Annotated in this window: 22 protein-coding genes; 13 read left to right on the plus strand and 9 right to left on the minus strand. The window is 73.5% G+C overall.

Annotated elements, in window-relative coordinates:
* The 4 genes from AC3RJ7_RS01120 to AC3RJ7_RS01135 are packed head-to-tail and all read left to right on the plus strand — an operon-like array spanning position 1 to position 3,633.
* Positions 1 to 600 (plus strand): hypothetical protein, encoded by a 600-nt coding sequence (locus AC3RJ7_RS01120; protein WP_491454017.1) that lies wholly within the window; start codon positions 1 to 3, stop codon positions 598 to 600.
* Positions 597 to 1,658: an efflux RND transporter periplasmic adaptor subunit gene (locus tag AC3RJ7_RS01125; protein WP_491454018.1), complete on the plus strand. Its 1,062-nt coding sequence runs from the start codon at positions 597 to 599 to the stop codon at positions 1,656 to 1,658. Before AC3RJ7_RS01120 ends, AC3RJ7_RS01125 begins: the two co-directional genes overlap by 4 nt.
* Entirely contained in the window at positions 1,655 to 2,314 is a 660-nt protein-coding gene (locus tag AC3RJ7_RS01130; protein ID WP_491454019.1) for an ABC transporter ATP-binding protein, read from the plus strand. The genes AC3RJ7_RS01125 and AC3RJ7_RS01130 overlap by 4 nt, the downstream gene beginning before the upstream one ends.
* Positions 2,311 to 3,633: an ABC transporter permease gene (locus AC3RJ7_RS01135; protein WP_491454020.1), complete on the plus strand. Its 1,323-nt coding sequence runs from the start codon at positions 2,311 to 2,313 to the stop codon at positions 3,631 to 3,633. Before AC3RJ7_RS01130 ends, AC3RJ7_RS01135 begins: the two co-directional genes overlap by 4 nt.
* Before the next feature lie 125 nt (positions 3,634 to 3,758).
* Here AC3RJ7_RS01135 and AC3RJ7_RS01140 read toward each other — a convergent pair whose 3' ends face one another.
* From AC3RJ7_RS01140 to AC3RJ7_RS01150, 3 genes are read right to left on the minus strand one after another with little or no spacing between them, the layout of a single operon-like run.
* A complete protein-coding gene (locus tag AC3RJ7_RS01140; protein ID WP_491455206.1) occupies positions 3,759 to 4,091 on the minus strand; it encodes a CPBP family glutamic-type intramembrane protease in 333 nt (110 codons plus the stop codon).
* Positions 3,974 to 4,597 carry a CPBP family glutamic-type intramembrane protease gene (locus AC3RJ7_RS01145; RefSeq protein WP_491454021.1) on the minus strand — a complete coding sequence of 208 codons (624 nt, stop codon included), beginning with the start codon at positions 4,595 to 4,597 and terminating at the stop codon, positions 3,974 to 3,976. Before AC3RJ7_RS01145 ends, AC3RJ7_RS01140 begins: the two co-directional genes overlap by 118 nt.
* Positions 4,594 to 5,403: a CPBP family intramembrane glutamic endopeptidase gene (locus tag AC3RJ7_RS01150; RefSeq protein WP_491454022.1), complete on the minus strand. Its 810-nt coding sequence runs from the start codon at positions 5,401 to 5,403 to the stop codon at positions 4,594 to 4,596. The genes AC3RJ7_RS01145 and AC3RJ7_RS01150 overlap by 4 nt, the downstream gene beginning before the upstream one ends.
* A 98-nt stretch (positions 5,404 to 5,501) precedes the next feature.
* On the opposite strand from AC3RJ7_RS01150, the gene AC3RJ7_RS01155 reads away from it, so the two are divergent.
* Positions 5,502 to 7,712: a winged helix-turn-helix domain-containing protein gene (locus AC3RJ7_RS01155; RefSeq protein WP_491454023.1), complete on the plus strand. Its 2,211-nt coding sequence runs from the start codon at positions 5,502 to 5,504 to the stop codon at positions 7,710 to 7,712.
* A gap of 77 nt (positions 7,713 to 7,789) precedes the next feature.
* On the opposite strand, the gene AC3RJ7_RS01160 is transcribed toward AC3RJ7_RS01155, so the two are convergent.
* Positions 7,790 to 9,385 (minus strand): M23 family metallopeptidase, encoded by a 1,596-nt coding sequence (locus AC3RJ7_RS01160; RefSeq protein WP_491454024.1) that lies wholly within the window; start codon positions 9,383 to 9,385, stop codon positions 7,790 to 7,792.
* Between the two features lie 269 nt (positions 9,386 to 9,654).
* Entirely contained in the window at positions 9,655 to 11,217 is a 1,563-nt protein-coding gene (gene hutH, locus AC3RJ7_RS01165) for a histidine ammonia-lyase (RefSeq protein ID WP_491454025.1), read from the minus strand.
* Between the two features lie 84 nt (positions 11,218 to 11,301).
* Between hutH and AC3RJ7_RS01170 the strand changes: the two genes are divergently transcribed.
* Positions 11,302 to 12,078 (plus strand): IclR family transcriptional regulator, encoded by a 777-nt coding sequence (locus AC3RJ7_RS01170; protein WP_491454026.1) that lies wholly within the window; start codon positions 11,302 to 11,304, stop codon positions 12,076 to 12,078.
* 119 nt (positions 12,079 to 12,197) lie between these two features.
* On the opposite strand, the gene AC3RJ7_RS01175 is transcribed toward AC3RJ7_RS01170, so the two are convergent.
* Positions 12,198 to 14,135 carry a LuxR C-terminal-related transcriptional regulator gene (locus AC3RJ7_RS01175; protein WP_491454027.1) on the minus strand — a complete coding sequence of 646 codons (1,938 nt, stop codon included), beginning with the start codon at positions 14,133 to 14,135 and terminating at the stop codon, positions 12,198 to 12,200.
* 74 nt (positions 14,136 to 14,209) lie between these two features.
* Between AC3RJ7_RS01175 and AC3RJ7_RS01180 the strand changes: the two genes are divergently transcribed.
* Together AC3RJ7_RS01180 and AC3RJ7_RS01185 are read left to right on the plus strand one after the other, a co-directional pair.
* Positions 14,210 to 18,046 carry a putative Ig domain-containing protein gene (locus tag AC3RJ7_RS01180; protein WP_491454028.1) on the plus strand — a complete coding sequence of 1,279 codons (3,837 nt, stop codon included), beginning with the start codon at positions 14,210 to 14,212 and terminating at the stop codon, positions 18,044 to 18,046.
* A 111-nt stretch (positions 18,047 to 18,157) separates the two neighbouring features.
* On the plus strand, positions 18,158 to 18,586 hold the full coding sequence (locus tag AC3RJ7_RS01185) for a cupin domain-containing protein (protein WP_491454029.1): 429 nt from the start codon (positions 18,158 to 18,160) through the stop codon (positions 18,584 to 18,586).
* Positions 18,587 to 18,729: 143 nt separating this feature from the next.
* Here the strand turns inward: AC3RJ7_RS01185 and AC3RJ7_RS01190 are convergent, their stop codons facing one another.
* Positions 18,730 to 19,335: an antibiotic biosynthesis monooxygenase gene (locus AC3RJ7_RS01190; protein WP_491454030.1), complete on the minus strand. Its 606-nt coding sequence runs from the start codon at positions 19,333 to 19,335 to the stop codon at positions 18,730 to 18,732.
* Between the two features lie 151 nt (positions 19,336 to 19,486).
* On the opposite strand from AC3RJ7_RS01190, the gene AC3RJ7_RS01195 reads away from it, so the two are divergent.
* On the plus strand, positions 19,487 to 20,161 hold the full coding sequence (locus AC3RJ7_RS01195) for a hypothetical protein (protein ID WP_491454031.1): 675 nt from the start codon (positions 19,487 to 19,489) through the stop codon (positions 20,159 to 20,161).
* 21 nt (positions 20,162 to 20,182) lie between these two features.
* Here the strand turns inward: AC3RJ7_RS01195 and AC3RJ7_RS01200 are convergent, their stop codons facing one another.
* Positions 20,183 to 20,743: a helix-turn-helix domain-containing protein gene (locus tag AC3RJ7_RS01200; protein WP_491454032.1), complete on the minus strand. Its 561-nt coding sequence runs from the start codon at positions 20,741 to 20,743 to the stop codon at positions 20,183 to 20,185.
* A 95-nt stretch (positions 20,744 to 20,838) separates the two neighbouring features.
* Here AC3RJ7_RS01200 and AC3RJ7_RS01205 point away from each other — a divergent pair, with 95 nt between their 5' ends.
* Positions 20,839 to 21,555, plus strand: coding sequence for an ABC transporter ATP-binding protein (locus tag AC3RJ7_RS01205; protein WP_491454033.1), 717 nt, complete (start codon positions 20,839 to 20,841; stop codon positions 21,553 to 21,555).
* The gene (locus AC3RJ7_RS01210; protein ID WP_491454034.1) at positions 21,552 to 22,349 is read left to right on the plus strand and encodes an ABC transporter permease; all 798 of its coding nucleotides are present in this window, start codon (positions 21,552 to 21,554) and stop codon (positions 22,347 to 22,349) included. Before AC3RJ7_RS01205 ends, AC3RJ7_RS01210 begins: the two co-directional genes overlap by 4 nt.
* A 40-nt stretch (positions 22,350 to 22,389) precedes the next feature.
* Here the strand turns inward: AC3RJ7_RS01210 and AC3RJ7_RS01215 are convergent, their stop codons facing one another.
* On the minus strand, positions 22,390 to 23,394 hold the full coding sequence (locus tag AC3RJ7_RS01215) for a LysR family transcriptional regulator (protein WP_491454035.1): 1,005 nt from the start codon (positions 23,392 to 23,394) through the stop codon (positions 22,390 to 22,392).
* 71 nt (positions 23,395 to 23,465) lie between these two features.
* Here AC3RJ7_RS01215 and AC3RJ7_RS01220 point away from each other — a divergent pair, with 71 nt between their 5' ends.
* Entirely contained in the window at positions 23,466 to 24,536 is a 1,071-nt protein-coding gene (locus AC3RJ7_RS01220) for a YeiH family protein (RefSeq protein ID WP_491454036.1), read from the plus strand.
* 165 nt (positions 24,537 to 24,701) lie between these two features.
* Positions 24,702 to 25,178 (plus strand): hypothetical protein, encoded by a 477-nt coding sequence (locus AC3RJ7_RS01225; RefSeq protein WP_491454037.1) that lies wholly within the window; start codon positions 24,702 to 24,704, stop codon positions 25,176 to 25,178.
* Positions 25,179 to 25,203 lie beyond the last annotated feature (25 nt).

The following is a 25,203-nucleotide window of genomic DNA, read 5'->3' on the forward strand; positions in this document are numbered from 1 at the left end:
ATGTTCCGAACGCATCGGCGGGAGTCATCCCTCTCGGCCGTCATCGCCCTGCTCACGGCCCTCGCCCTCGCGGGCTGCACGCCCACGGCGGGCGACGGCGTCGCCTCGCTCGACGGCGACCCGCAGGCCCGGCAGTCCGCGCCACCTGGAGGCGGCGACGGGGGCGGCGGTACCGGGGAGGGCGGCGACGGCGACCCTGTCGCGTTCGCCGAGTGCATGCGCGAGCACGGCATCGACATGCCCGACCCCGACCAGGACGACGGCGGGTTCGCCATCGCGATCCCCGACGGCACCGACCCCGACGAGGTCGACGCCGCGATGGACGCGTGCAAGGAGTTCATGCCGAACGGCGGCGAGATGCCGAAGCCGAGCGCCGAGCAGCTCGCCCAGATGCGCGAGTTCTCCGAGTGCATGCGCGACGAGGGCATCGAGGGCTTCCCCGACCCGAGCGCCGACGGCGGCATCCGGATCGACTCGGACATGGGATTCGACCCCGGGAGCGACGAGTTCCGCGAGGCGCAGGAGACGTGCGGGGAGCTCATGCCGAAGCCGAAGGGCGAGGACGGCGGGTCGTCGACGAGCGAAAGCAGCGCATCGTGAATGCGCGCGCCCGCCTCGGCTGGATCGGGCTCGGGGTGGTCGCCGTCGCAGGCATCGGGGTGACCGCCGCGGCCGCGAACGGGTTCGGATTCGCTCCCGCCGCCGAGCAACCCGCGCCGGCGACGCCCGAGATCGCCGAGGTCGAGCGGGGCGACCTCGTCGCGACGACGACCGAGTCGGGCGAGCTCGCGAACGCGGGGGAGACCACGCTCCGCGCGGAGGGCGGCACGCTCACGTGGCTGCCCGCGGCCGGCGCCGTGATCGACCGCGGCGAGCAGCTCTACCGCCTCGACGACGCCCCCGTCGTCCTGCTCGTCGGCTCGATGCCCGCCTACCGGGTGCTCGCACCCGGAACGTCGGGTGCCGACGTGCGCCAGTTCGAGGAGAACCTCGCGGCACTCGGCTACACGGGCTTCGACGTCGACGAGGACTACACGTGGGCGACCGCCTCGGCCGTCGAGGACTGGCAGGAGGCGCTCGGCGTCGACGAGACGGGCACGGTCGACCCCGCCCGGATCCACTACGCGGGCGGATCGGCGCAGGTCACGTCGGTCGCCGCCGCGGTCGGCGACCGCGCGGGCGGCGAGGTGCTCACGACCGCGAGCACCGACCGCGTCGTGCAGGTCGACCTCGATGAGACGGATGCCTCGTACGCGGTGGTCGGCGCGGCGGTCGAGGTCGCCCTGCCCGACGGATCGACGTTCCCCGCCACGGTCACCGCCGTCGAGACGGTCGTGATCCCCGGCGAGGACCCGCCGATGGGCAACGGCGACACGACCGTGCTGCGGGTGACCGCCACCCCCGACGACCCCGGCGCCGTGAGCGCCGCGGGCGGTTCCACCGCCGAGGTGTCGTTCACGGCGGAGACCCGCGAGGACGTGCTGACCGTGCCCGTGACGGCGCTGCTCGCGCTCGCCGAGGGCGGCTACGCGGTCGAGGTCGTGCACGGGGACGACTCCGAGCTCGTCGGCGTCGAGACCGGGCTGTTCGCCGACGGCCGGGTCGAGGTCTCGGGCGCTGGGCTCGCCGAGGGCGACGTGGTGGTGGTCGCGTCATGAGCGCGATCGTCGAGCTCGAGGGCGTCGGCAAGTCGTACGACGGCGTCACCGCCCTGCGCGATGCCAGCCTCTCGATCGACGAGGGGGAGTTCGCCGCCATCGTCGGCCCGTCGGGGTCGGGCAAGTCGACCCTGCTGCAGCTCATCGGCACGCTCGACCGGCCGACGACCGGGGTCGTGCGGGTCGACGGGTACGACACCGCGCGGCTCTCCGACCGGCAGTTGTCGGGACTTCGCGCGCAGCGCATCGGCTTCGTGTTCCAGCAGTTCCACCTCGCGGCCGGGGTGCCGGCGATCGACAACGTCGCCGAGGGCCTGCTCTACCAGGGCGTCGCCGGCGCTCGCCGACGGGAGCTCGCGGGCGAGGCGCTCGAGCGGGTCGGCCTCGGGCACCGGCTGCGACATCGCCCGCACGAGCTCTCGGGCGGCGAGCGCCAGCGCGTCGCCGTCGCCCGGGCGATCGCCGGGCGACCCGGCCTCGTGCTCGCCGACGAGCCGACGGGAAACCTCGACTCGGTCTCCGGCGGCGAGGTGATGGGCCTGCTCGACGGGCTCAACCGCGACGGCACGACGGTCGTCGTGATCACGCACGACCATGACATCGCAGCCCGGGCTCGGCGACGCATCGCGCTCCGCGACGGGGAGGTGCGGCCGTGAACGGGGACCGCGCGAACGAGGCGACCGGGTCGGCCGGATGGTCGCAGGCGACCGCGGGGCCCGACTCGCCGGAGGCATCCGGTTCGGCGGCCGTGCCCGGTTCGCTCGCGGTTTCCGCGCCCCCTGCGCTGCCCGCCCCCGCGCGGCTGCGCACGACCGACGTGCTGCGCGTCGGCGGGGCCGGCCTGCGCGCCCGGCCGCTCCGCGTCGTGCTCTCGGCGCTCGGCATCGCGATCGGCATCGCCGCGATGATCGCCGTGGTCGGCATCTCGAGCTCGAGCCGAGCCGAGCTCGAACGGCAGCTCGACCGGCTCGGCACGAACCTGCTCGCGGTCGCGCCCGGCAACGACCTCTTCGGCGAGCAGGCGACGCTGCCCGACGAGGCGCCCGCGATGATCGAACGGATCGGCCCGGTCACCGACGTGTCGGCACTCGGCACCGTCGACGCCAAGGTGTACCGCAACGAGTTCATCGACCCCAACGAGTCGGGCGGCATCGCCACCTACGCGGTCGACCTCGACATGCCCGAGACCGTCGGCGCCGAGCTCGCCGACGGCAGCTGGCTCAACGCGGCGACCGAGCGGTACCCCGTGGTCGTCCTCGGCGCTACCGCGGCCGAGCTGCTCGGCATCGACCGCGCCGGTGCCGATGTGCGGGTGCGCATCGGCGACGAGTGGTTCACGGTCGCGGGCATCCTCGCGCCCGTGCCGCTCGCGACCGAGCTCGACACCGCCGCCCTCATCGGCTGGCCGATCGCCGAGTCGCTGCTCGGCTTCGACGGTCACCCGACCGCCGTCACCGTGCGCACCGACGAGGACGCCGTCGACGCCGTGCGGGGCGTGCTCGCCGCGACCGCGAACCCGACGAGCCCCAACGAGGTGCAGGTCTCGCGCCCGTCCGACGCGCTCGCCGCGCGCGCGGCGGCCGACCAGGCGTTCACGGGCCTGCTCGTCGGGCTCGGCGCCGTGGCGCTGCTCGTGGGCGGGGTCGGGGTCGCGAACACGATGGTGATCTCGGTGCTCGAGCGCCGCGGCGAGATCGGCCTGCGTCGATCGCTCGGCGCGACGCGCGGACACATCCGGGCGCAGTTCCTCACCGAGTCGTTGCTGCTCGCCCTCGTCGGCGGGGCGGTCGGCGTGATCGTCGGCGTCGTCGCGACGACCGCGTACTCGCTGCTGCAGGGCTGGCCGACGCTGGTGCCGATCTGGGCCACCGCGGGTGGACTGCTCGCGACGGTCGTCGTCGGCGTGGTCGCGGGGCTCTACCCGGCGATCCGCGCCTCGCGCCTCTCACCGACCGAGGCGCTCGCGACGGCGTGAAGGCCTCGCCGTCGGCGGGGGCCGGCGTGCGGGATGAGAACAGCCCCCGGGCCGCGTCGGCTCGGGGGCTGTCGGGGTGTGCGGCTGTGGGACGCTGCGACCGCAGCCGCGGCATCCCCGAGCGGTCAGCGGCCCGGGAGGGCCGTGCCCGGCTCGACGAGGCCCGCGCCCGCCGTGTTCTGGCCGACCTTGCCGCGGATGAAGATGAGCAGCACGAGGCCGGTGACGATCACCGCGATGTTGCCCTGCGCCGCGATCGCGGTGAGCGGGCCGTCGGCCGGGTACAGGGTCTGCAGGAAGATCGACGGGTCGGTCGTCGCGTGCAGCAGGATCGGCCAGATCAGGCTGCCCGTGACGCGCAGGGCCAGGTACATGCAGATGCCGAAGGCGAACGTGTACACGAGCTGCAGGCCCGTCGCGAGCGGCGACTGCCCCGAGAGCAGGTTGCCCGAGTGCAGCGCGGCGAGAGCGCCGCGGAGACCAGCGCGACCGCGATCTCACGGTACCCGTGCCTGCGCATGAGGTTCACCACGACGCCGCGCGTGAGCGTCTCCTCGGCGAAGCCGACGAACAGTCCCGCGACGAGCCACGCGACCACCATGCCGGCCCCCGCCTCGGCGTAGTCGACGGTCGCGAACCGGAGAACGTTGAAGAGCAGCACGACGACGACCGCGATCCACATCCAGCCGCGGCCGTTGATCGGCTGCGGGCCGAACAGTTCGCGCAGCCAGCCGAGCGACAGCGCGAACACCACGAGGATCACGCCGCCGAGCGCGATCGGAAGGGCCGTACCGACGAAGACCTTCATCGCGGGATCGTCGATGCCGGCGAGCAGGGGGACGAAGAGGAACGAGCCGCCCTGGTAGAGCGCGTAGTACGCGACCACGGCGAGCAGCGACCGCCACCAGCCGCCCCGCTCCCAGAACCGCCGCCACGGCGACCGGGTCGGCTCGGCGGTGCTCATGCGAGGCTCGCCGCGTTCGGAGCGAGGCGCGGCACATCGGTGCGCTCGTCGGCGCCGCGGATCACGAAGGCGACGACGATGAGGCCGAGCACGCCGGCGATCAGGTTGACGGTGCCGCCGAGGGCCGCGAGCGGGCCCGGCGTGCCGTGCCCGACGGCGAAGGTGGAGAAGTCCCAGAGACCGTGCAGCACCATCGCCCAGATCAGGGTGCCGGTCGTGCGCCGCAGGATGTAGAACACCGTGCCGCCGAGGAACGCCATGCCGACCTGCGTCGTCGTGAGCCCGAGGTCCTGGCCCGAGAGGGCGTTCGTGAAGTGCATGAGGGCGAACGCCGCCGAGCTGATGAACCACACCCAGCCCTCCGCGAGCCGGCTGCGCAGGCCCACGAGCAGCAGGCCGCGCGTCGCCATCTCCTCGGTGAAGCCGACGAGCAGCAGCACGATCGACGCGGCGAAGAAGCCGAGGTCGTACGAGCCCCAGTCGGTGCTCGCGAGGTTGATGACGAGGGCGACCGCCATGATCGCGGGCACGAAGATCGGCCAGCGTGCGCTGTGCTTGCGGTCGAAGAGCGCGGGCCGCCACCAGCCGAGCAGGCTCGCCGTGATCGCGAGCAGGATCGCGCCGACGATGAGCATCAGACCTGCGCCGAGGAAGAGCGTGCCGCCGTCTCGGCCGAGCTCGTCGTAGGGCACGCCCGAGAGCTTGCCGACGACGAACACGACGATGACGTAGCCGAGCCAGATCGCGAGACCGATCCAGACTCGGGGGCGTACGCGGAGAGCTGGTGCCGGGTGCGGGGAGGTCATGGTCCGAACGTATTGGATCGAGGGGGTCCGACCGCCGTCGGAGAGCGGCGGTGTCGCGGAATTCACCTGGGTGAATCCCTGGGCGAGAATGTGAGGCGATGTTTCCGGCCACGAAGTTCCGCCCGCCGACGCCTGGGCCGCGAGCGATCGCGAGACCCGACCTGTTCGCGCGCCGGAGCGGCGAGCGGCCCACGGTGATCGTGGTGCGGGCACCCGCCGGATACGGGAAGACGACGGCAGCCGCGCAGTGGATCGAGGCGACCCGGCGTCTCGACGGCCCCGGGGGCGGACGCCCGCTCGGGCACATCTGGGTGAGCCTCGACGACGACGATGACGACCCCGCCGGGCTCTGGGCGGCGATCACGGCTGCGGCCTCCGGCGCCGGGCTCTGGAGCGGGCGAACACCCGAGGCATCCGGTATCGGCGGAGCGCGCGCGAGCGCGATCGTGCCGCTGATCGATGCGTTCGCGGTGTCGGGCACGGACTGGGCGCTCGTGCTCGACGACGCGCACCTGCTCGCGCACGAGGACACCGTCGCGAGCCTCGACTGGTTCATCGCCCGCGCGCCCGAGAACCTCACGACGATCGTCGCGATGCGGACGCCGCTCGCACTGCCGGCGGTCGACCGGCTCCGGGCACGCGGGCGGGCCCTCGAGATCGGCGTGGACGAGCTGCGGCTCGACGACCGGCAGACCACCGGCCTGCTGCGCGACGGGTACGGGCTCGAGCTCTCGGAGCGCGACGGCGCGGGCGTCCTCGAGGCCACCGACGGCTGGCCCGCCGCCGTCTCGCTCGTCGGCTCGGCCCTCGCACGGGGCGTACCGCTCGCCGGCATCGGCGCGCAGCGCCCCGACGACCGCGGCCTCGACGCGCTCGTCCGCGAAGGGCTCGCGGGGAGTTCGCCCGAGGATCAGGCGCTGCTGCGGAGGCTCGCGGTGTTCGAGCGGTTCGACGCCGCGGCGGTGCGCGAGGTCGTGCGCGACGAACGCGCGTGGCCGCTCGCCATGGAGGTGGCCGAGCGCACCGGACTCATCGCGAACCTCGACGACGAGGGCCGGTGGTGGCGGCTGCACCACCTCGTGCGCGAGCGGCTCGCCGCCGAGCTCGAGCGCGAGGATCCGATTCTGCGCCGCGAGCTGCATCGCCGGGCCTTCGCCGCCTTCGAGCGCGAGCACGACCTCGCCGCCACCATCCACCACCTTCTCGGGGCCGACGACTACGACACCATCGCCGACATCCTCGCGAACGTGCGCAGCACCACCATCGTGCCGCGCCAATCGCTCGGGCTCAGTTGGCTCGACCGCATCCCCGAATCGGCGCTCGACCGCGACCCCCGGCTCGCGTTCTACGAGGCATGGGCGACGTCGACGGCCGGCGATGCCGCCCGGCGCGACCGGGCGCTTGCTCGCGGCCGGCTCGCGGCCGCCGGCAGGCCGGTCGAGGGGTTCCGCAATTGGGACGACGTCGAGGACTTCGTGCATTCGATGGCCTGCTTCGGCGACGTCGGTGCGGCTCGGCGGGCGGGGGAGCGATTCCTCGCGGCGTACGACGCGTCGAGCCCGCTCATGCCGCTCGTCGCGATGCGAACGGCCTCGATGCGGTATCTCGAAGGCCAGTGCGTGGAAGCGCTCGAGCTGCTCGACGACGTCGAACGCGTCGGGCCGCTCGCGCGCCCGCTGCGGCTCTTCGTTCCCGCCTACCGCGCCCTCTGCCTCTTCGAGCTCGGGGATCGTGTCGCGGCCGCGGAGCAGGTCGAGCGAAGCGTGCAGGCACGGGCGGCGTTCAAGATCGGTCCCGACCCCGTGTACCTGCCCGCCGAGCAGGCGCTCGCAAGGCACCTCACCGAATCGGGCGACGCGGTCGCGGGGCGCGCGACCGCCGTCGACGCACTCGAGACCGCTCGCCAACAGGGCGACTCGGTGCTGGTCGTCCCACACCTGCTCGTCGAGCTCGCGCGTGCCGAGCTCGCGCTCGGCCGCACCGCCGAGGCCGCCGTGTCGCTCAATCGCGCGGAAGAGCTCGGTGTCGGACTCGCCGACCCCGGTGCCCTGCCGGCGCGCATCGCACAGCTCCGGGCGATCTCGAGCACCCGTCGCAGCGTCGCGGGCGATCGCGAGGCCCTGAGCCGCCGCGAGCTCGAGGTGCTGATGCTGCTGCCGAGCGCGCTGAGCGCGGCGGAGATCGGATCGGAACTGTTCGTCTCGACCAACACCGTCCGCAGTCACGTCAAATCGATCCACCGCAAGCTCGGCGTCACCACGCGGGCCGATGCGGTCGCGGCGGCCCGTCGCGCGGGTCTCATCGCCTGAGCGGAGGCCGCAGCAGCGAACACGCCACACGCGCCCGGCCGGTGGCCCGTCATCGCCCCGCGGCGGTGCGTCGGGCGTCAGCCGAGCTCGATGCCGCGCGCGGCCATGAACGGCACGGCGTCGATCGCGCTGCCGTCGATGCGGACCTCGAAGTGCAGGTGGCACCCGGTCGATGCACCGGTCGAACCGACGGCGCCGATGAGCTCGCCGGCATCGACCTGCTCGCCGGGCTTCACGAGGATGCCGCCGTCGATCAGGTGCGCATACCCGGTCGAGATGCCCGAGCCGTGGTCGATGAGGATCCAGTTGCCGTACGTGCCGTTGGTGCGGGCCTCGACGACCGTGCCGCTCGTCGCCGCGAAGACGGGGTTGCGGCAGCCCGTCGCGAGGTCGGTGCCGCGATGGAAGTCGTTGACCCCCGCGAGCGGCTTGTCGGGGCGGGGCCCGAAGCCGTCGGTGATGCGCGCCGTGACCGGGTTCGACCAGCCCTGGTCGCTGAGCTGACCCGAATCGGTCGGCAGCGTCTCGAGGAAGGCGACGCTCGTCGATGCGACGCGCGTCTTCAGGCCCGAGAGCGCGGCCCGTGCCGCGGTGACCGCGCCTTCGGCCTTCGCGACCTTGCGCTCGGCCGCCGCGACGTCGATCGCGTCGGCGTCGGCCCAGGCCTCGTCGGCGCGCTGCTGGGCGGCCTCCGCCTCGGCGTCGCGCTCGGCGGTGATCTCGAGGAGCTGATCGGCGTCGCCGGCGATCGCGTTGACGCGGGCGACACCGGCGAGGCCGGCGAGCAGGTCGTGGCCGGAGCCGAAGGCGGCCTCCATCGAATTGAGCGACGCATCGCCGCTCTTCGACGCGGCGACGTAGACGGCGGCCGCCGTGTCGGCACGGGTGCGGGCCTGGTCGGCGAGCGACTGCATGCGCTCGGCGATGCCCCGGGCGACCTCGCGGGTCGAACGGACACCGGCCAGTTCGGCCTCGGCGACGCGCAGGTCGGCGATCGCCCGGTCGAGCTTCGCCCGCGCCTTCAGCAACGAGCCGACGTTCGAGTCGACATTGCTGGCGATGCGTGCGAACGGTCCGTCGCCGATCAGGACGACCGGTGCGCTCGGTGCGGAGGCCGGCCCGCCGGCGGCCGGCGAGGTCGGCTGCGGGGTGCCCGTCGGCTCGGGAGCCTGGGTCGGCTCAGGCGTGTCGGTCGGCTGGGGCGACGGACTCGGGCTGGGAGACGGGCTCGGCGACGGGCTGGGGCTCGGGCTCGGTGAAGGACTCGGGCTCGGCGTGGGCTCGGGCGTCGGTTCGGGTGTCGGCTCGGGCGACGGCGTCGGCGTCTCGGTCGGCTCCTCGGTCGTGGAGCCGTCATCGCCGGTCGTGCCGCCGTCGGTCGTGCCCCCGTCGGTCGGCGGCGGCGGCTCGCCCTCGGCGGCGGCCGGATCGGTGGGGCCGTCGGTCGTGCCGGTCGCGTCGCCGGTCGCCTCGGTCGCGCCCGTGCTGTCGGTCGTCGTCGATTCGGTGGTCGTGGTGGTCTCGACCGGTGCCACCTCTTCGGCCACCGCCGGCGTCATGCCCCCCACGCCGATCAGTACCGCGACCGCGGCGGCCGCGATCGCCGTCCCGCTGGGGCGCGTACGTCGCGTGCTCAGCGGGTCGTGCTGGTTCAAGGCGAAGCGGTGGGGCATAGGGGTTCCGTTCGGTTGCCGGTTTCGGGGCCGACGAAACCCAGTCTCGCACCCGGTCGGGTGAGGCACAACCGATCCGTTCACAGGATGCGTGCCCTCTTCGGGGGAGAGTTCGTACCCGATTCCGGGCTTGCACGCGCCCGCGCGCAGGCGGTTCGGAGGCCCGTACGGGCCGGAAACGGGCCTCGAGAACGGGAGAGGGGCCGGCACGGTCGCACCGGGAGCAGGTGCGATCGTGCAGGCCCCTCGTCGGTGCGGCCGGCCTCGGATCAGGCGAGCGGCCCGGTGACCGCGGCGGCCTCGGCCACGACCCGACCCTCGGCGACGGCGCCGGCGATCGCCTCGATCTCGGGCGAGAGGAAGCGGTCGGGGCCGGGGCCCGCGCCGAGCGACTCGGTGAGCGCGACGACCGCGCCGGTCGGGGCGCCGGGCTCGAGCGGGGCGCGCAGGGCGAGGCCGCGAGCGGCGGTCAGCACCTCGATCGCGAGCACGCGGGCGAGGCCGTCGACGGCGCGGCGCAGCTTGCGCGCGGCCGCCCAGCCCATCGAGACGTGGTCCTCCTGCATGGCCGACGACGGGATCGAGTCGACCGACGACGGCACGGCGAGGCGCTTCATCTCCGACACGATGCCCGCGGCGGTGTACTGCGCGATCATCAGGCCCGAGTCGACGCCGACCTCGTGCGCGAGGAACGGCGGCAGGCCCTGGTTGCGGGCGCGGTCGAGGAAGCGGTCGGTGCGGCGCTCGCTCATCGACGCGACATCCGCCGCCGCGACCGCCAGGAAGTCGAGCACGTACGCGACCGGGGCGCCGTGGAAGTTGCCGTTCGACTCGACGCGTCCGTCCTTCGTGAGCACGGGATTGTCGACCGCGCTCGCGAGCTCGGCCTCGGCGACCGAGATCGCGTGGGCGACGGTGTCGCGCGCGGCGCCGTGCACGATCGGCGCGCAGCGCAGCGAGTAGGCGTCCTGAACGCGGCCGTCCTCGGGGCCCTTGTGCGAGTGGATGATCGGCGAGTCCGCGAGGAGCTTGCGGAAGTTCGAAGCCGAGATCGCCTGGCCGCGCTGCGGGCGGAGCGCCTGCAGGTCGGCCGCGAAGACGGCGTCGGTGCCCATGAGGCCCTCGACGCTCATCGAGGCCGAGATGTCGGCCGTCGTGAGCAGCATCTGCAGGTCGGTGATGGCGAGCGCGAGCATGCCGAGCATGCCGTCGGTGCCGTTGATGAGGGCGAGGCCCTCCTTCTCACCGAGGCGGACCGGCGTGATGCCCGCCGCCGAGAGCGCGGTCGCGGCATCCGTCAGCTCGCCCGCGGCGTCGCGCACGTCGCCCTCGCCCATGGCGACGAGCGCGCAGTGGGCGAGCGGGGCGAGGTCGCCCGAGCAGCCGAGCGAGCCGTACTCGCGCACGACGGGGGTGATGCCGGCGTTGAGGATCGCCGCGTAGGTCTCGGCCGTCTCGCGGCGCACGCCCGTGCGCCCGGTCATGAGGGTCGAGAGGCGAAGCAGCATGAGGGCGCGCACGACCTCGCGCTCGACCTCGGCGCCCGAGCCGGCGGCGTGCGAACGCACGAGGCTCGCCTGCAGCTGGGCGCGGCGGTCCTCCGCGATGAAGGTCGTGGCGAGGGCGCCGAAGCCCGTCGAGATGCCGTAGTGGGGGTTCGGGTCGGCGGCGAGGCCGTCGATGATCTCGCGGCTCGCGGCCACCTCGGCGAGGGCGGCGGGGTCGAGCACGACCGGGGCGTCGTGGCGAGCGACCGCGACGACGTCGTCGATGCTCAGGCCGGCGATGCCGACGGTGACGGCGGTGGGGGTCGAAGTCGCGTTGCTGGTCATGCTCATATTTCACAACGGGGATGCCGCGTGCGGGAGGCCCGATCGAGGGTGGCTGTCTGGCATCCCGGACGCTACGCTTGCCGCATGGCGACTTCGAAGGTGCCGGCCGCCGACCAGACGCTCGCGATCCTCGCGCACCTGGCGTCGCAGCGCGGCCCGGTGCCCGCCGCGACCATCGCCCAGGCGCTCGAGCTGCCTCGCTCGACCGTCTACCACCTGCTCGCCGTCATGCAGGAGCGGGGCTTCGTCGTGCACCTGCCCGAGGACCGGCGCTACGGGCTCGGCATCGCCGCGTTCGAGCTGTCGAGCGGCTTCAGCCGGCAGCAGCCCCTCGCCCGGCTCGGCGGACCGCTCGTCGCGTCGCTCGTCGACCGCATCGGCGAGAGCGGCCACCTCGCCGTGCTGCACGGCCGCGACGTGCTCTACCTCGTCGAGGAGCGCGCGCCCCGCCGCCCGTCGCTCGTGACCGACGTCGGGGTGCGCCTGCCCGCGCACCTCACCGCGACCGGGCGGGCGATGCTCGCCGCGCTGCCGCCCGCGCAGCTGCGCGCGCTCTACCCCGACCGGGCCGCGTTCGCGTGGCGCGGCGACCCCGAGGCATCCGGCAAGTGGCGCTACTCGCTGCTCAAGCAGGTGCTGCACGGCGTGCGCGAGGCGGGGTTCGCCGGCGAGGACGGCGAGGTCACCGAGGGGCTCGCCTCGGTCGGCGTCGCGGTGCTCGACCACGTCGGCTGGCCCGCCGCCGCGATCGCGGTCACCTACCGGGCCGACTCGGATGCCGCGGACCGCGCCGACGAGATCACCGCCGCCGTGCGCGCTGCGGCGGGCGAGCTGTCGCGCCGCATCGGTGCCGTGCGCTGAGCCGGTCGTTCGACCCCTCCGAATTCGCGAGTCGCCAGAAAGTGTCGGGAATCGCGGCGCGAAGCGCATCTTCTGGCGACTGAGTGGCGAGTGAGGGGGCGCCGGACGGTCGGTCGGCGTCAGATGAGCCCGGCCCGGCGGCCCCAGGCGACGGCCTCGCCGCGACCGCGCACCCCGAGGCGACGGTAGATGTTGGAGGTGTGGTGCATCGTCGTCTTCGGCGCGACGACGAGCCGTTCGGAGATCTCCTTGTTGCTCATGCCCGCGGCGAGCAGCACGAGGATCTCGAGCTGCCGCGGGGTGAGCAGGGTCTGCTCGAGCGGCTGCGGGTTCGCTGTCGCGTCAGCGAAGTCCAGCGACTCCGTCGTGATGCGCGCCCAGTTCCAGGCCGCCCCCTCGCCGCACGCGCGGGTGAACGCCTCGTCGCCGAGCGCGGTGCGCACCTGCTCGATGGTGGCGTCGTAGAGCGCGCGGTTGGCGCCGATGATCGCGCGCCGCACCAGGTCGGCGTGATCGGCGATCGCGCCGTGCAGCCGGGCGGCGAGCTGCAGCCGGCCGCCCGAGGCCGCGATCACGGCGGTCAGCATCACGCCGATGCCGAGTCCCGCGGGCAGGCCGATCGCCGAGGCGGCGCGCAGGCCCGCGGCCGTGGTGCGCGCAGCGGTCGCGGGATCGTGCTCGAGGAGGCACTGGGCCGCGACGCCGTAGGCGATGCCGAGCAGCGACCGTCGGCGCGGCAGTCGGTCGACGAGGAGTGCGATGTCGTGCGCGGACGGCCGGATCTCCGGAACGTGCGCGGTGCCGGCGGGCAGCTGATGGAACATGAGCGCCGACTGCACCGCCGGCAGCAGCAGGTCGTGGCGGCGTGCCACGCTGTACGCGCGAGCGGCGAGTCGCCCCGCCTCGTCGAAGCGGGCCTCGACATGGGCGATCATCGCGGCGAGCAGCTCGAAGTGCGCGAGCGCGATCGGGCGGCCGTGCCGCGTCGCGAGCGCGATCGCCTGCTCGGCGTGCCCGCGGGCCTGGTCGAGATGCCCGATCGTCCTCGCCGAGCCGACGGACTGCGACAGGCACTCGAGGCCGACGTCGACGTCGCCGAGCTCCGATGCGGCGGTGACGAGCGCCCGCAGGTCGGCGGCGATCGCATCGGCGTCGGTGCCCGGATCGACGGACTCGAAGCGGCGGCGGAGACGGTACGCCTCGAGGAGGAGCAGCAGTCGCAGGGGAGCGTCCTCGTCACCGGTCGCGTCCCAGTCCATGCTCGCGACGACCTGGTCGAGCAGGCCGCCGTCGGTGTTCAGGCCGCCGTACTCGGCACTGTGCATCGACAGGGCGAGTGCCAGTTCACCGGCTCCCGTCGCCGGGTCGGCGACGAGCGTCGCATCGGCGTCGTCGGCGAGTCGCCAGGCGGCTGCCCGGAGGTCGCGCTCACGACGGGCGAGCACCGCGTGCCAATGCTCGGCCGACGCGTCGTCGGCGAGGCCGATCACGAGCGCGGCCGACGCATTCCGCGCGCAGGTGCGCAGCGAGGCGAGATGGTCGGCGCTCGGGCCGACGCCGCGTTCCTCGAGCAGCTCGCGATGCGGCCGCCGGAGGCGGAACAGCGTCTCGGGCGCCGCACGGTCGACGTCGACGAGGTCACGATCGACGAGTGCCGGGAGTTCGCCGAGATACCCGGCGGGGATGGCGTCGGAGAGTTCGGCGAGCGTGCACCAGTCGACGAAGCCGGCGAGTCGCTCGGCGAGGCCGAGCTCGGTCCCGCGCAGGTCGGCGAGCGAGGCGGCGACGGTGGCGCGGACGGTCGCCCCGTCGGGGTCGAGGCCGCGCGAGTCGAGCACCTCGGCCACCGGGCGGTCGCGCAGGGCGCCGATGAGGTCGGGCAGCGACAGCACCGCAGTGCGGTGCGCCGCGAGCTCGACGGCCGGTGGCCAGCACTCGAGCAGCTCGCACAGCGTGCGGATGTCGGCGACGTCTGCGTCGGCGTCGACCCCGCGGCCGCTCGCGGTCGCCGTCGCGACGAAGAGCGTCGCCGCGGCGTCGCCGGTCAGTCGAGGCATCCTCAACACCCCTGCCCCAAAGATAGGGCAAACGCCCGATTGCCGGGTAGGGGTGCGCGCAGTTGCGTTGGGTCATGAGCCCCAAGCGTCGTCTGCTCGCGATCGTCGCTGCGATCGCCCTCCTCGCCGGCGTCGGCCTCGCCCCCGCCTCGATCGCGTCGGCGCTGCCGCCGCAGGCCAGCGACCTGGTGCCGCCGATCATCGCCAACACCGAGAGCGGCATCCTGCGCGACCTGCCGACGAAGTACTACCAGGCCGTCGAGGACTTCGAGAACCAGGCGATCCAGGACGTGCTCGACACGCACTCGCTGCCCGACGGTGACGCGAACGCCGTGCGGGCGTGGGCGCGCGACGCCGTGCGCTCGCAGGAGTTCATGAACCTGCTGGGCATCATCTCGAAGCCGGCCGCCGAGCGGACGGCGGGCGAGGCGCTCGTCTACGAGTGGTTCCAAGGGGTCTACCAGCAGCAGCTCGTCGATCAGGCCCAGGCCGCGCTCGACCAGTACCTCGAGTGGTCGGGCCTCACCCTCGAGACGATCTCGCTCGATCCCGTGCCGCGCCTGCCCGGCGGCGGCGGGTACTGCGACTTCCACCCGCCGAAAGCGCTCGAGGAGGGCACCGGTGAGTTCGGCGGCGTCTACGACCCGAGCCTGCTGCCGCAGTGCCAGGACTCGAGCGGCACCACGGTGGCCTGCATGCTCGGGCCGACCGGCTGCCCGGTGCCGTGGCCGACGGTCGAGCAGTTCGAGCAGTGGGGGCGCTATCTCTCGCAGGAGAACCTGTGGGAGGACCCGGTGTTCCCGAACCTCGCGATGGAGTCGTCGGTCGGCATCGGGCTCGCCGCGACGATGGTGGCGACCGGCGTCGCGACGGCGGCCGCGAGAGCGTATGCGGCGGTACCCGTCGCCCAGACCTCGGGCACCCTGTTCACCAAGGTCTTCCCGTACTCGGCGCGCACGTTCTTCAAGGCCGGTGCCGACGTGACCAAAGAGGTTCTGAAGGGCGCCCAGACCGCCGCACGGGCGTCGGCGGGCGTGATCCGTGCGGGTGCCGTCGCGTTCGTCGTCGGCACGATCATCACCGCCCTCGTCACGATCGGGCTCGAGTCGTGGACGATCTACGAGCACCAGCAGATCCCGATCACGCTGAAGAAGGCGCTCGCGGACGCGAAGGCCACCGCACCCGACCTCGCCACGGTGGCCGCGAAGGAATCGGGCGTCGGCGCGCTGATGACGACGTTCGTCTCGACCACGCAGATCGACGTCGACTACGACTGCCAGCTCGAGAACGACTGGAACCCCTACTCGGCCTTCCCGTGCGCGAACGCCCCCGACCCGGCGGCCCCCGCGCCGACGGATGCCAGTTTCTGGGTCTCGACGGAGGCCGACGGAGTGACCTCGGGCGACTTCGCCGACACGATCTACACGGTGAACCCGCTCGACTCGCCGGCCCCGTTCTCGCTCAACGAACTCACCCGGCCCTCGGGCGACGGCTGGTTCGTCGTGACGAAGTACGACGGCAATCTGCCCGAGAACGTCGGCGCGCCCACGACGGCTGGGGCGACCCTGCAGACCCTGCGGCTCTACTACCGCGACTGGGAGGGCGCGGGCATGGTCGCCGAGCGGGTGCTGGTCGACGGGCAGCCGATGTTCGCGATCTCGTCGCTCGACAGCGCCGACCTCGGCAGGTGCGCCACCGCACCGGCGGCCGGAGCGACGCCGACCTGCCTGACCGACACGCTGCGGTACGTGCAGCCCGACGGCACGAAGGCCTCGGCGCGCATCGTCGCCGCCGGTGCGGCCGGGCCGGAGGTGAGCGCGGTCGTGCCCGCCCGGGTGGTCGCCGGTGAGCCGTTCCCCCTGTCGGCCACCGCCGAGGCCACCTTCGGCCCGCCGCCCTTCAGCTACAGGTGGGTCGTCGCCGGCCGTCAGTACATCGGGTCCGCGGTGACGGCATCTTCGCAATACGCGGGCAATGTGCAGGTCTACCTCGAGGTGGCCGACGCGCAAGGCAACACGACCGCCGAGACCTATCCCGTGCTCGCGGCGCAGAAGACGACCGTGACCGTGAAGACGTGGCCCGCCGGCGACGTTCCCTACGGCGGCACCCGGCAGGTGTGGGCCGCGATCAGCCCGCTCAAGGTGCAAGGCACGCAGTGCACGTGGAACCAGCAGACCGGTGAGCTCGGGTGCACCAGTCCCGCCGGTGCGGTGCAGTTCTACGTCGACGGGCGTCCCCTCGGCGACCCCGTGAAGGTCACGCAGAACTACCTCGAGCCGTGCTTCACCGGCGGCGGATGCCCCTGGACGTGGGGTGACAACGTCGCGTACGCCCCCGCGGTCATGCTGCCGACGACCGGCATGGCGACGGGAAGCACCCACGAGGTGACCGCCGTGTACTACGGCGACGAGAAGTTCGTCGGCGGGACGAGCCAGACGCTCGACCTCGCGATCGTGAAGGCCACGCCGGTCGTGACGCTCACCTCGGGATCGACCTACCCGAGCCCCGACACGCCCGTGACGCTGACCGCGAAGGTGCAGGCGTCCGACGGCTCCCGCGGCGTGCCGACCGGCACGGTGCAGTTCCTCGAGGGGAACTCGCTCGCCCCGCTCGCGCCGCCCGTGACGGTCGACTCGGCCGGCAACGCGACCCTGACCGACGTCGGGCTGAAGTTCGTCAACTCGCTCGCCGTGCGGTACCTCGGCGACACGAATTTCGACGAGGCCGTGAGCGGCGTGACGCCGATCCGCTTCCCGGTCGCGACGAGCGCGACCGTCGAGCCGGCGTCGAGCACCGTGCTCGCCGGGTCGCAGGTCGACCTGTCGATCACCCTGCTCGACGAGCTCGGCGAGCCCTTCGCCGGTGCGCCCGTCACGGTGTCGCCGGGCGGACACACCGCGACGACCGACGCCGACGGCGTCGCGAGCGTCTCGGTCACGTCCGACGAGATCGGCGAGGTCACGTACTCCGTCGCCTCGGGGTCGGTCACCGGCCTGGGCTCGGCGACGGTCCTGTACGGCAGCGTCCCGGTGATCGACGACGCGGATGCCGCCGCCGAGGTCGGCGTGCCCTTCACCCGCACGCTGAGTGCCGAGGGCGTGCCCGCGCCCGCGATCTCGGTCGGCGCGCTGCCCGACGGGCTCTCGTTCGACGCCGCGACCGGCGAGGTGGCCGGTACACCGACCGGGGCGGGCACCACCGAGACGCCCATGACGGCGACGAACGCGCTCGGCTCCGCGGACGCGACACTTTCGTTCACCGTGCACCCGGCGGTCGCGATCACCACGACCGAGCTGCCGCACGGCACGGCGACGCTGCCGTACGAGGCGCTCGCCGAGGCCGGCGGGGGGCTCGCCCCGTTCGCCTGGTCGGCCGACGGGCTGCCCGACGGACTCGCGCTCGACGCGTCGACCGGCGCGATCACCGGCTCGACGGCGGTGGAGGGCACGACCGAGGTCGTGCTGCACGTCACCGACGCGCTCGGGGGCACCGACTCGATCGCGCTCGAGCTCGTCCTCGCCCCGAAGCCGCGGCCCGACCTCGAGGTCGGACTCTCGGTCGGCCGCCTCGTCACGGGGCAGACCGCGCGGTACACCGTCTCCGTCGAGAACGCGGGTGATGCCGTGGCCGCGGCGCCCGTCGTCGTCAGGACGACACTCGACCCGGGGCTCCGGTTCCTCGGCCTCGCGAGCGCCGGATGGAGCTGCACGAGCGCGCGCCAGGTCGTGACCTGCACCCGCGAGGACGACCTCGCGGTCGGCGCAGTCGCTGCCCTCGAGCTCGACGTGCGGATCATCGCGAGGCCCGGCTCGGTCACGACGGACGTCACGGCGGTGCCCGTCGCCGACGAGATCGACACCGTCGACAACCTGACGGCGCTCACCACGGAGGTCGTGAACCGGCGACGCTGAGCGGCATCTGCTGAACCGACGCGGCGAGTCGCCGAAAAGTGTCGTGAAATCGACGAGGAGGGACGCTTTTCGGCGACTCGCCGGGCGCGCGGGCTCGGTAGCGTGGCGGATATGACGGCATACGAGGTACTCGAGATCGGCGCGCTCGACGAATGGCGCTCGCACTACGGCGGCTTCCGCCCCGACAGCTCGCGCGACGGGCGGCGGGTCGTCGACCACGACCTCGAGATGCAATTCATCGGGCTCACCGCGAACGCGCTCGAACCGGGTGAAGAGGCGGGCTACTGGCACACGCACGCACGCATCGAGGAGCTGTACGTGTTCATCTCGGGGCGCGGGCAGATGGGGCTCGACGACGAGGTCGTCGAGGTCGGGCCCGGCACGGTGGTGCGGGTCGGCCAGGACGTCGCGCGCACGTGGCGCTGCGCGCCCGACGGCACCGAGCAGCTGCGCTGGCTCTGCATCCGCGCCGGCGGCTCGGAGCTGCCCCGCATGCCCGACGACTCGGCACGGCTGCCCGAGAAGCCGATGCCCTGGTGACCTCGTCGGTCGAAGCGCGGAGCGCAGCGGGAGTGCGGTGAACCCGTGGTCTCGATACGCGCTTCGCGCTACTCGACCGACGGGCGCTTCGCGCTACTCGACCGACGGGCGCTTCGCGCTGCTCGACCGACGGGCGCTTCGCGCTACTCGACCGACGGGCGCTGCCGGTGCAGCCAGGGGTGCAGCCTGCGGGTGACCCACGGCAGCACCCAGTAGGTCATGATCGGCGTCAGGATGAGCGTCGACACGAGCGAGCGCAGCCAGATCGGCAGCGCGTCGAAGCCCGGCACGGGGGCGACGAGGTACGAGAAGGCGAGGTTCACCGGGAAGAACCCGAGCCAGATGGCGACCGCCTGCTTCCAGCGCGGCGGTGCGAACGGCATGGATGCCTCGGGGTCGACCGACCCCGTGGCATCCGTCGCGGGGATCGACCCGGTCGCGGGGTCGTCGAACCAGCCCTCGATGCCGGTGCGGCGCTTCGACCGCTCGCTGCGCACGAAGCCCTCGCCCATCGAGAGCCACCACGCGCGTTCGGCCGAGCGCTCCCAGGCCTCGAGGGTCTCCTCGCTCGCGAACCGGTAGAGCATGTGCCAGACCTGCGAGCCCTCGCCCGCGCGCACCCAGCCCGAGCCGAGGAAGCCCGGGTACTTGTGCGCGAGGTTGACGCCCGTCTGCACCCAGGCGGTCGCCTCGGAGATGTGCGACGGGTCGACCTCGCGTCGGATCGACACGGTGATGGGTTCGGGCATGCTGGTTCCTCGCGGGGCTTCTGGCCGGGTGAGATGGAGTGGGGCGGCGGCGACGGGGTGCGGTCGCGCCGGTAGTCGAGTGTAGTTCGAGGATGTTTCGGGATCGTGTCGTGCGCCGGGTGAGCGGGGTGCCCGCCGATAACGTGGTCGCGTGATCCGACTCCTCTGTTTCGCGCTGTTCGGCGCCGTGATCGCCAGCGCGGTCGCCTGGGCGGTCTCGGGCGACGACGCGTGGACCGCGATGTTCATCCCGTGCGTCATCGCGCTCAGCGTGCTCGGGCCGATCGTGCTCGTCGTCCGAAGCCTGGCGGGCGCCGGGGTCGTGGGTGCGCTCGCGGGGCCGTCGACGCCCGAGGAGCTGCAACGCGCCGAGGCGGAGGGGCGCCTCGCGCTCGCGCGCGTACGGGCGATCAGCCGCACCGGCACGATGATCAACGACCAGCCGATCTGCGATCTCGACCTCGTCGTCGTGCCGCGGTTCGGCGGCCCGTTCGAGGTGCGCACGCGACGGCTCGTCGACCTCGTCGAGATCCCGCGACTCCAGCCCGAGTGCGTCGTCGTCGTCGCGATGCAGGATGCCGCGCCGTCGCCCGTCTCGATCGTCATGGACCCGCCCGACGAATGGGTGCAGCTCGCGCAGCGCGACGAGCGGGTGCGCTCGACGCGCACGGCGCCGCCGTTCACGCCGGAACCCGAGTCGACGGGACGGACCGCGGGCGGGCTGCGCCGCATCCACCCGGCGCTCTACGTCGTCGCGGTGCTCGCCGGCGCGGCGCTCGCGCTCATCCCCGCCTACCCGGCGATCGCCGCCTTCGCGGCCGGGTGAGTCCCTGCCGGGCGGCGTGGGCTACGGCGCGGGCTGATCGGCCGGATCGGGCATGAGCACGGTCGAGAGCATCACGGTGCGCCGGCCCGAGTCCCCGCCCTCGACATCCGTCTGGGGAGCCAGGTAGGGGGCGAGCAGCTCGCCGAGGCCGGCCTGGATGCGCGCGAGGTCGTCGGCGCCCACGTGGAGTCGCACCTGTCCGAAGCCGAGGTACTCGCGGAAGTCGGGGCCCGTCGACGCGCGGTCGAAGTCCTCGCCGAGGTGCGCGAGGAAGGTGAGGAACGACTGCTGCAGCTCGCGATCGCCCATCTCGCGGAGCTCGTCGTGGTCGACGTGGGCCATGCGATCGCCGAGGGCGAAGGTCCGCTCGACGGCACCGCGGACGCGGCGTTCGTCGACGACCGCGATGATCCCGGCGTCGACGAGCGCGGCGATGTGGCGGTAGAGCGTCGCCTGCGCGATGTCGGGAAGCGCACCCCGCAGGTCGGACGTCGTCACCCGCCGCCCCTCGCCGAGCTGCTGGACGATCCGAAGCCGGACCGGGTGCATGACGACGTCGGCGATCGGCGAGCCCTTGCGCACGGTCGCTCCTTCCCATTACTCTCAGCATGAGAACATTCGCATAAGTAGAACATTCTCACTCTCCATACGAAGTATCCCACCGAAGGATTTCCCACATGAACTCCCACGCGATCGAGGTCACGGGGTTGTCGAAGCGGTTCGGCGAGGTCGAAGCGGTCCGCGACGCGACCTTCCGGGCCGCGCCGGGCCGCGTCACCGGCTTCCTCGGCCCGAACGGCGCCGGCAAGTCGACGACCCTCGCCATGCTGCTCGGCCTCAGCCGGCCCGACGCGGGCACGGCCCGCATCGGCGGAGCCGCCTACCGCGACCTCGGCGACCCGACCGGAACGGTCGGCGCCGTGCTCGACGCGGCCGGTGCGCACCCGTCGATGACCGGGCGCGGCCACCTGCGGGCGTACGCCGCGCTCGGCGGCCACCCGCGCGGTCGGCTCGACGAGGTCGCCGACGCCACCGGAATCACCGACTACCTCGATCGACGCATCCGCGGGTACTCGACCGGCATGCGCCGTCGGCTCGCGCTCGCGACGGCGCTGCTCGGAGATCCCTCGGTGCTCGTGCTCGACGAGCCGTCGAACGGCCTCGATCCCGCCGGCATCGTCTGGCTGCGCGAGTTCCTCCGGGCCTTCGCCGGCCGCGGCGGCACCGTGCTGCTCTCGAGCCACGTGCTGACCGAGCTGCAGCACGGCATCGACGACCTCGTCCTCATCGACCGAGGACGCGTCGCCTGGTCCGGGCCGCTCGCCGACTTCACCGGTTCCGCCTCGAGCCTCGAGGCGGCCTTCCTCGCCCACACCACGGAGGTGCTCTCGTGATCGACCTCGTTCGCGGCGAACTCGCCAAGCTGCTCGCGACCCGCCTGCCCGTCGCTGGCCTGCTCACCGCGCTCGGCTGCGGCCTCGGCTTCACCGCGCTGCTCGCCCTCGCGGGGCCCGGGAACGCCAACCCGCCCCTGCCCGGCATCGAGACGCCGGAGGGGGTCGGCCTGGTGGTCGGCATGGGCGGACTGCTGTTGTTCGTGCCCGCGCTCATCGGCACCATCGCCGTGACCGGAGAGTACCGCCACCGCACGATCGGCACGACCTTCCTGGCGGTGCCGCGCCGCGGCCGGGTCCTCATCGCGAAGCTCATCGTGTTCGGCGGACTGGGTCTCGCCTACGGCGTCGTCGCCGCGATCGGAACCGCGCTGGCGCTCCTCGGCAGTGCCACCGTGCTCGACGTCGCGCTCGGCGTCCCCGCCGGTGCGCTCGCCGTGATGCTGGGCCAGCTCGCCCTGACGGCCGCGGTCTACGCGGTGCTCGGCGTGGCGATCGGCGCGCTGGCGCGCCAGCAGCTCGTCGCCGTCGGTGTCGTGCTCGGCTACTTCTACTTCCTCGAGCACGTGCTGCTGCTCATTCCCGGGGTGAACGTCATCCATCCGTTCCTGCCCGGCGGCGCGACGGCGGCACTGACCGACTTCACGTTCCTGACCGATGCGATCGGCGAGCAGATCCCCATCTCGATGCCGGTCGCGATCTCGCCGGCCGCGGGCGCGATCGTGCTGCTCGGGTACGCGGCCGTCGCCGCCGTCATCGCGGTCGCCGTGCCGCTCCGTCGCGACGTGCGGTGATCGGCTCCCCGCCCTCGCGCCGGGACGCTCCGTTCCGGGCTCAGCTTCGCAGTCGTGCCAGCAGCGCCGCCGCGGGCGCCGAGAGCGGCTCGCCCGCGCGCCACACGGCCCGGAGGCGCCGACCGAGGTCGAGCCCGTCGACGGGCACCTCGACGAGTTCGCCGCGGGAGATCCACGGGGCGACGGCGAGTTCGCTCAGCACGGCCGGGCCGGCGCCCGCGGCGGAGGAGACGAGGACGGCCGCGTTGCTCGAGAGCACCATCGCGGGCGGGGCGAGCTCGACTGCCCCGAGCGGGCGCGGTACGGCCACGCCGCGCGAAGCGCCGACGGCCTCCGGCGTTGTGGCGCCGCGCGCGGTGGGGAGCCCGGCACCCGACCCGTCGGCCACGACGTTCAGGCCCACGCCCAGCGCTTCGGCGAGCGTGGACCGGGTGCCCGAGCCGGCCTCGCGCGTGACGAGCGGCGTCGCGGCGAGTTCGTCGGGCGTGATGTGCGGGCGCCCGGCCCAGGGATGGCTCGGGGCGACCACGACGACGAGCCGATCGGTCGCGACGGTACGGGTGTGCAGCCCGCGCGCCACGATCGGCGACTCGACGAAGCCGAGCTCGACCTCGCGGGCGGCCAGCAGCGCGAAGACCTGCGTCGAGTTCTCGACGCGCACCCGCACGTCGACCTCGGGCAGCTCGGCGCGCAGCCCGGCGAGCCAGGCGGGCAGCAGGTACTCCGCCACGGTGAGGCTCGCCGCGAGCTCGAGTCGCGCCGCGTGGCGCTCGCGCATCGCGGTCGCTGCCGCGAGCAGTTCGCCCGCCCCCTCGACGAGCCTCGCCGCGTAGCCGGCGACGACGACGCCGTCGGCGGTCAGTCGCGAGCCGCGCGGGTGCCGCTCGACGAGTGACAGCCCGAGGTTGCGTTCGAGGTTCGTGATGGCGCGGCTCGCGTTCGGCTGCGCCATCCCGACGGCCCGGGCCGCCGCGCCGAGGCTGCCGTGCTCGCCGATGGCCGCCAGCAGTTCGAGCACGGCGAGGTCCGGCCAGCGAGTCGGCATATCGGAATGATATGCCTCGATGCCGGAATCGCGGCTACCGCGGTGCCGGGGCGGCTGCGACCGTGGAGGAGATGTATCGCCCCACTCCTGCTCCGCGCACGGCCCCCGCCCCGCGGCGTGGCCTCGCCGGCCGCTTCGGCGCCCGCGTCGGGGTGCTCGCCCCCGGCCTCGCGCTGTGCGCCGTCGTCGCCGGTCTCGCCCTCGCGGTCACCCTCCTGCTGCCCACGATCAGCGCGCTCCTCGTCGCGATCGTCGTGGGCGTCGTGATGCGCAACACCGTGCGACTGCCGGCCCGCCTCGAGCCCGGCATCGCGTTCGCGGCGAAGCCGCTGCTGCGCCTCGGCATCGTGCTGCTCGGCCTGCAGCTCGTCGTCGGGGACATCCTCGCGCTGGGGCCCGGCATGGTCGTCGTGGTCATCGCGATCGTGGTCGGCGGCATCGCCGCGACGCTGCTCATCGGCAGGTGGCTCGGCATCGGCGCCACGCAGCGCCTGCTCATCGCGTGCGGCTTCTCCATCTGCGGCGCGGCCGCCGTCGCCGCAGTCGACGGCGTCGTCGACGCCGACGAGGAGGAGGTCGTCACCGCCGTCGCGCTCGTCGTGATCTTCGGCACGCTCATGATCCCGATCGTGCCGTTCGTCGCGGGCCTCATCGGCCTCGACGCCGACGAGGCCGGCATGTGGGCGGGCGGCTCGGTGCACGAGGTCGCGCAGGTGGTCGCGATCGGCGGCGCCCTCGGCGGCACCGCGCTCGGCGTCGCGGTCGTCGTGAAGCTCGCGCGCGTGCTCATGCTCGCGCCCGTCATGGCGGTCATCGGCCTGCAGCGGCGCCGCGCGCTCGCGAGGGCGGGCGGGGATGCCTCGGGCGGACGCGGCGGCAGGCTGCCGCCGCTCGTGCCGCTGTTCGTCGTCGGCTTCGTCGCCATGGTGGCGATCCGGTCGCTCGGCCTCGTGCCGCCCCAGGTCGTCGTGGGCGCCGGCGTCGCCCAGACGGTGCTGCTGTCTGCGGCCATGTTCGCGCTCGGCGCCGGGGTGCGGTTCAGCATGTTCCGCCGGGTCGGCGTGAAGCCCTTCGTGCTCGCCGGGGCATCGACCCTCCTCGTCGCGGGCATCGCGCTCGGCGGCGTGCTGCTCGTCGGCTGAGCGCTCGCCGCGGTCGCGGCCGGCCTCGGCGACGACTGCGGCGACGGGCCGCCGGTTCGACATCGGGCCGCTCATGATCGAAGATGTCCCGACGGCTCCGCACCGGGCCGCACGCCCGACCGAGCCCCTGCGCCGCCGCCCGAACCGACGACCGGAAGCCGATCCATGCCCGACCGACTGCCCCCGCTCACCCCCGAGGGTCCCGAGTTCCAGCTGCGTCCGCTGCGCGTGCGACGTGCCCGGCTCAAAGTGCCCTTCGTGCTCGTCACGGGGGTCGTCGTCTACGCCGTCGTCACGGCGACGGCCGGGTCGAACCCGTTCGTCGCGACGCTCGGCGCGCTCGTCAACCTCGGCTGGTGGGTGATGCTCGCCAGGTGCCTCCGGGCCGAGGGCGAGCCCATGGATCCGCCCCGGCCGTGGTGGCAGGCGACGTACCGTCATCCGGCGAGCTTCGCGCTCGCCGCCTACCACGCCTTCGGCGTCGTCTGGGGCGGGTCGCGCACGATGGCGTTCCTCCCGTACCTCCCGCCGGCCGACGCCGTCGCCGTCGTGGTGCCGATCGTGGTCGGCGCCGCGCTCGTCGTGTTCTACCTGAACTCCGCCGTCCGCCTCTGGCGACGGGCGGCCACCGCCACCGCCTGACGCCCGGACCCGCCGGCCCGGGCGG

The organism is Agromyces solani (genome assembly GCF_058349925.1).